Raw genomic sequence first — 6,982 nt, forward strand, 5'->3', positions numbered from 1 at the left:
CGATACCTCCTCGCGTTCACCAATTTCCCCTTACGGTCACCCAGATACGCCATCCTGCACATCCTCATTCTTGTGACGAGAGAGGAACCTGTCGACTTCTCGAAGACGTGGCATAGCATTGGCTGCTCCATAGCGTGTACCGACGATCGTGGCTGCAGCATTTGCGAACGTCACAATACCTGTCAGTTTTGACATCGAAAGGGCCGTGAAGTCGCCACTGTTCAACAGTCCAGATAAAATTGCCGCCATGAAAGCGTCTCCGCAGCCAGTTGTGTCTTTGACTCTCACTCTGTTGAACGTGGGGACGTGTCTGGACTGACCCCCGCAAGAAGCTATGGCTCCATTCTTGCCAAGAGTGACGAGAATCAGCGCATTCGCTCTGTCTGGCATCTTCCGCAAACCCTCTCTTGCGTCTGCCAGGCCAGTAATGTATTCCAGGTCATCGTCACTCATCTTCAGAATGTCAACTACTTCAGATACCCTGTAGAACATCTGCAGGAACGATTTTCTATCATGTATCAGTGACGGCCTTATGTTGGGATCAAATGAAGTAGTCACCTTCTCCCCATGGAACATGTCCAGTAGCTCCAGATACGCGTCCGAGGCGGGTTTTTCAAGCAGGGCGATCGAACCAAAGTGGTACATGGAATAGTCCTGGGGATTTATGTGCTCTATTTCAGAGACAGTCAATTTGGTATCGGCTGCATGATCCCTGTAGAATCTGAACTCGGGCTTTCCTTCTTCGTTCAGTGCCACGAAGGCGAGAGTAGTTTTCAGGTCGGGATCCCTTCGCAGACACTCAGTATTGATCTTCTCTTCCGTGATGACACTCATCAGCCCTTGACTGAACTCATCGCCCCCCAGTTTCGTCAACAGAGAAGCTGGGACTCCCAGTCTTCTCAGACCGACGGCAACATTGAAGATGGAACCACCAGGCCTTTTTTCAAAGAGCATGCTATCGGCTAGCCCTTTACCCACATCCTTTGAAAGAAAATCAAGCAGGATTTCTCCTCCACAGAGAACTGGTTTCAGCATACTATTGCTCCCTCAGTCATAGGGTAGACTTCCAGACTGCTTGTCAGCATACTGATCGGGCGGAGATGTGAAAGCAAGGAGGAACAATGCCGTATACTACTCAATGGTCCTGCTCCTGATAGTATCCCTATACCACAACGCGCTGTCTTTCAGGGATCTTTCCTGGGTCCCGAAATCGACATGTACGATCCCAAATCTCTTTGAGTAACCACAGGCCCATTCAAAATTGTCGAGGAGTGACCACAGGAAGTACCCTTGGACATTTGCACCCTGCATATTCGCTTCGGCGATCTTGCTGAGATGTGCCTTGATGTAGTCAATGCGCTGCGCATCGTGGACGTGCTTGTCATTGGTCAGGACATCGTCAAAAGCAGCACCGTTTTCCGTGATGTAGATGGGTATCTGTGTGTATTCTCTCCTCAGTCTCAGGAGAAGATCCTCGAGGGCCTGCGGACAGATATCCCACCCCATGGCAGTAGTATTCTTGGGATCTCCCGGGACTTCCTGGTAGTTCAAGACGCCGTCCTGGACAAACTTGACCAGCGAACGCGTATAGTAGTTGACTCCCAGAAAGTCATTCCTGGCCGATATCGTCTGCAGATCGCCGTCCCTGATGAAGTCAAAATCCCCCACGATCTTGCCAAAGGCCTCTTTCATGTCTTCGGGATACGAGGACCTGAAAACAGGATCCAGAAACCACCTGTTGGACAATCCATCCGATCTGGAAGCTGCTTCCATGTCTTCCCTGGAATTGGACGCAGGAGAGGACGGCGTCAAGTTGAGTGTTATGCCGATTTTGCTGTCTCTGAAACCACACTCCCTGAATGCCTGAACTGCAACTCCATGAGAAAGCAGGATGTGGTGTGCCGCAATGAGGGCTTCTCCCAGATCCTTGTGGCCAGGCGCATGTATTCCCAAGTCATATCCCAGAATCGACGCACAGAATGGCTCATTATGGGTTATCCAGGACTTCACGGAATCATTGAGCTCCTCGAATACTCTCGTTGCGTATTCTTTGAACCATGTGACTGACTCTCTATTCAGCCATCCTCCCCTTTCGTAGGCCCACATCGGCAGATCCCAGTGATAGAGAGTAACGACAGGCTCTATGCCATTCTCTTGCAGTTCGTGGATCAGGTCCTTATAGAACTGCATACCCTTGGGATTGTACGCCCCATAGGCCGGGAATATTCTTGGCCACGAAATCGAGAACCTGTAGGAGTCCACTCCCAGCTCTCTCAATATCCTGACGTCTTCCTTGTACCGGTGATAGTGATCACAGGCGATGTCGCCGGTCTGTCCTTCGTACACCTTACCGGGTACCCTGCAGAACGTATCCCAGATGGAAGGGGTCTTGCCGTCTTCTGCAGCAGCTCCTTCAACTTGATAGGCCGATGTCGCGACACTAAACTTGAAATCCTTTGCGAATGTTACCATATCACCCCTCGCTCCTGTTTGTCCTTGTTCCTCGAAACCATCTTCACTTCTGTGCTTCAGTACGTGTCACTTCGTGCACGGCTTCCCCGTGTCCACTATCCTTGTCCAGGTAGTCGTACAGGCTTGTCACGTGAATCCGGTCCGAAGGGCATTTCACGCGCACAACAACCGATGGGACCAGAGTGAAGAAATCGTCCGAAAGGAGACAATCGTCTTCGGTTGCTACATGAACGCCGAACGCCAGCCTTGTGCACCGGAAGACCAGGCTGTCACCTTCTCTGACGTACGACACCTCTGGATCCATGAGGTGCATCTCCCTGAACTCACCAAACCGGGCATAGTTATCGTACTGCTGGTCGCCGCAGACGACCCTCACATGCATCACCATGTCCGACAGCGTCTTGGCCGGGATCTCGTCCATAGTGATGAGGTCAACCGTGGAGACCGAGTCCCTCAGAAGTCGAAGTCCTCCATACTTCTTCTCCCAGATCTTCGTTCCTCCAGTATCCCAGATCTCCAGCGCCATGTCCACGAGCGTGTCCTCGTAGCGATCATTCACGACCGTGACGCTGACAGCCTTGTCTGAGGGTTCGTAGCGGACGATGGGCAAGATATCCGCGTAAAATCTCCTCGCATAGTAGTACAAGGCCTTCGGCCTCTTGAAATAATCCACCGATGACCAGCTGAACACGGGCCAGCTGTCGTTCAACTGCCAGTACAGCGTGCCTGCCGTCCGGTACTTCCTCGCTCGCCAATGTTCCACGCCAAACTTGATGGCTTCTGCCTGATCGAGCTGCGAGAGATAAATAAACGCACCGAAATCCGTTGTCAGACCAAAGTGAGCATTGATAAAACGGAGGATCCGTTCCTGCCCTTCCACTTTCTTGTTGTGGCTCAACATGACGGAGCCAAGGATGTTCTGCTCTTTCTTTGTGGCGAAGAAATCAATCGTCTTCGCATCAGGAGCGGACTCGAACCCAAATTCGCTGATGAATCTCCCATTTTCGTCAGCATAGCTCTTATAATCCGCCCAGCCTGACCAGACATTCCACACATGCTGGTCACCATATCCAGCGGAATTCGCCTTATCTCCACCATACGGGCTCGACGGCCAATAGGGCCTTGAAGGATCCTCCCGGGCACAGATCATGGGGAAATCCTGCAGGTACAGTCTGTTGCCAAGATACTCGCCATTGATCTTGTGCCCCATCATGGGCCATTCGTCGAATCCGAAGTTATTCTCATTGTTGCCGCACCACAGAACGATACTTGCATGATACCGCAGGTTCCTGACTGCTTCTCGTACTTCCCTGTCGCTCAGCTGCCGGAACCATTCAAGATGGTCAGGAACCTCGGCGCAGGCGAACATGAAGTCCTGCCATACCATGATCCCAAGTTCGTCACACAGAGCATAGAACTGCTTGTCCTCGTATATGCCGCCGCCCCAGACTCTCAGCATGTTCATGTTCGCGTCTCGTGCCATATGGATGAGTCTGCTGTAGTCATCCGGTTGTATCCAGCTCAGGATGCTATCAGCTGGTATCCAGTTTGCTCCCTTTGCAAAGACATGTCTGCCATTGACAGTGAAGATGAAGGACTCGCCTTCGGCATCCTGCTCCCTCGTGAGCGTGACGGTGCGCAGGCCTATCCTTTCCTTTTCGCTGCAGACAGGTGCACCATCATTGTTTAAGATGAATTCGAACGCGTAGAGGTATTGCTCGCCCAAGCCGTTCGGGAACCAGAGGCGGATATTCTGTAGGGAGAAGGTCCCTTCAAAGTGGAGTTCATCCCCGACATACTCAATGGGAAGCTCCACGACAACTGCGTCCTGAACCCTGACTTCCACCCTGTAGTCTCCGAGGTCACCAAGGTCGGTACCGGCTGCCACGTACCCCGAAACTCTTACCCGCCCGGTCTTGTCGTCCTGTTCTTCGAGGGATGCCGTGCACCCTGTCAACCGTGCTCTGCTGTAGGACTCGAAAACAACGGGTCTCCAGATCCCTGACGTCGGCAACCGGATGCCCCAATCCCAACCATAGGAATACTGAGCTTTTCTGATGTAGGCCCGTATCGACNNGGAGACTTGATGTGCACTTCAAGCACATTTTTCCCTGTCTTGAGCACATCTTTGATGTCGAATCTGTACTCGAGGAACATGTCCTCTGTACTGCCGAGGTATCTTCCATTAAGGCGAATGTCCGAAAGCGTATCTACACCTTCGAAGACCAGTTCCACATTTTCCTCTGTCGGCAAATCATCCAGTTCGAACTCTTTGACATAGGTCCAGGACTTGTTCTCGAGATCTCGCATAGCTGTCTCATTGGTGCCCACGTACGGATGTGGCACCAATCCCTGCTGGACAAGGTCTCCCTGGACTGTCCCGGGCACATCCCCGGCGAAGGCATACTGCCCTTCGTCGTCGCTGATCTGCCATTTCCCTGCCAGACTCCGTATCAACCCTGCCACCTCGTTATGGTCGCCTTGTCCTCTTCCGCTCCGCTATATATCTTAAAGGAATGACAACCCCTTAGCCGTCTTCTGCCTCAGGATTCCTGTTTCGTCTGGCGCCAGCAAGCAACAAAGTGACCGGGCTCCACTTCCACCAACGACGGTGATGTGCTGCAGTCTCTCTTGTTGCCAGCCACAGGACACCTGTCATAATACGCACAGCCACTGGGAAGATCTGGCTGCTTCACGTTCGGGTTCGTCACTTCTATCTCGCCGCATTCCCATTTCATGCCCAGCCGTGGAACACAGGCCATAAGCATCTTCGTATATGGATGCAGCGGATGGTGGTAGACCTGCTCCGTCGGGCCCATCTCTACAACACACCCTCTATAGAGGATCACCGACTTCTGACTTATGTAGTAGCCTAGAGAGAGGTCGTGTGTAATAAAGAGAATAGACAGCCCACGAGATTTAAGCTCTGCCAGCAAGTTGAGAACACCAACTCGAGTGGATGCATCGAGCATGCTGATGATCTCATCTGCCACGAGAAACTGAACGTCGAGCAGAAGGGCACGCGCAATGAGAAAGCGCTGCAGCTGCCCACCGCTCAGCTGGTGGGGAAATTTGTTCAAGACCTCGTCGGGGTTCAGACCGACAGCCCTCATCGAACTATCGATCTTCTCGTTCCATTCGTGGCTATCGATCTTGGGAAAGAACTCTTCTCTGATTGTTCTGAAAATCCGATCGGCCTTGAAGATGGGGTTATAGGAACTGAATGGGTCCTGAAAGACCCCTTGGACGTGCCGGTAGTATTCCTTGCGTGCGCGCCCATTCAGACGCGAAACATCAACCCCGTTGAAACGAATTGCCCCGGAACTGATCGAAGTGAGATGCAATATCATCTTCCCTATCGTGGTCTTCCCGCTTCCGCTTTCGCCAATCAGTGACACAACCTCGCTGTCGCCCACGTCGAAGCTGACGTCATTGACCGCAACGAGGCTCTTGCCCCCAAACGTCCCAACCCTGTAGACCTTTGACACCCCGTCAAGTGTAAGCATTTCCTCAGGTACCTGCCTTCCAGCACGCGACAAAGTGGTCCTTCTCCGTTTCGACGAATGGCGGTTTCTCAAGACATTTCTCAAAGGCCAGGGGACACCGTTCCCTGAACCGGCATCCAACCGGAGGCTTGAGCAACAGCGGTGGTCCTCCGGGAATGCCTGCCAGTTGTTTATCGACGTACCTCACGCCAACTTCAGGAAGCGTTGATATCAGCATCTTCGTGTACGGATGCTGCGAAGAGTGCACGATGACATCGGTAGGGGCTTTCTCTGCCAATTGTCCCGCATACATGATCAGGATGGTATCGGCAATCTGGTACAATACCGAGATGTCATGCGTAATAACGATCACGCTCTTGCAGTATCCCCGGTCCCGAAACTGGACCAGCATCTCTGAAACTGCCTTTTGACTGGAGACATCGAGTGCCGATGTGATCTCGTCTGCAATGAGCAGTGAAGGGTTGAGCATGGTAGACAGAACCATCACCATTCTTTGCTTCATGCCCCCAGAAAGCTCGATGGGATACATGTTCAGCACGTCGTATGACAATTTGACCAAGTCCAGTCGCCTCTTCAGTTCAGGCAGGAGAGACTTGAAATCTACGTTTCTCGACTTGAGCAAGTCGGCCACCATCTTCCCAATCTTCCGCGTCGGGTTCATGGCATTCATGGCGTATTGCGGGATGATGGAGACCTTCTTGAACCGGAAGTTGTTCATTCTCTCCATATCGCCGATCGGCAGCTCCTTGTTGTCGAGTGTCACTCCTCCCTTGATCAGCTTCATAGGGGGATGCAAGAAGATCAGGCTTTGGCCAAGCGTGGTTTTCCCGCAGCCCGATTCGCCGGCCAGTCCCATGATTTCTCCATCCGCGATGCCGAATGTTGTGCTCTCCAGCGCGTGGACGTCTCCTTTCAGGGTCTGGTAGTAGACGGTAAGGTCCTTTACTTGCAGGCTCATGCGGTCACATCTCCCTGAGTTTCGGGTTAAAGACTTCGTCCAGCCC

The 6,982-nt window shown here is 52.4% G+C and carries 5 protein-coding genes and 1 pseudogene; all 6 read right to left on the minus strand.

The features are described from left to right. Nucleotides 1-36 precede the first annotated feature (36 nt). Nucleotides 37-1,035, minus strand: a complete 999-nt coding sequence (locus SMC3_RS05110; RefSeq protein ID WP_119089908.1) for a carbohydrate kinase family protein — start codon at nt 1,033-1,035, stop codon at nt 37-39. Between the two features lie 96 nt (nt 1,036-1,131). Continuing rightward, a complete protein-coding gene (locus tag SMC3_RS05115) occupies nt 1,132-2,472 on the minus strand; it encodes a GH1 family beta-glucosidase (protein WP_119087699.1) in 1,341 nt (446 codons plus the stop codon). Between the two features lie 43 nt (nt 2,473-2,515). Then, nucleotides 2,516-4,429 (minus strand): glycoside hydrolase family 2 protein, encoded by a 1,914-nt coding sequence (locus SMC3_RS05120; protein WP_165846589.1) that lies wholly within the window; start codon nt 4,427-4,429, stop codon nt 2,516-2,518. A gap of 93 nt (nt 4,430-4,522) precedes the next feature. Continuing rightward, nucleotides 4,523-4,938, minus strand: a pseudogene (locus SMC3_RS05125) (glycosyl hydrolase 2 galactose-binding domain-containing protein); the annotation flags it as partial. 77 nt (nt 4,939-5,015) lie between these two features. After that, nucleotides 5,016-5,978: an ABC transporter ATP-binding protein gene (locus SMC3_RS05130; RefSeq protein WP_119087701.1), complete on the minus strand. Its 963-nt coding sequence runs from the start codon at nt 5,976-5,978 to the stop codon at nt 5,016-5,018. Between the two features lie 4 nt (nt 5,979-5,982). Beyond that, a complete protein-coding gene (locus SMC3_RS05135; protein WP_119087702.1) occupies nt 5,983-6,936 on the minus strand; it encodes an ABC transporter ATP-binding protein in 954 nt (317 codons plus the stop codon). Nucleotides 6,937-6,982 lie beyond the last annotated feature (46 nt).

The organism is Candidatus Cryosericum hinesii (assembly GCF_003570985.1).
Lineage (GTDB): Bacteria > Caldisericota > Caldisericia > Cryosericales > Cryosericaceae > Cryosericum > Cryosericum hinesii.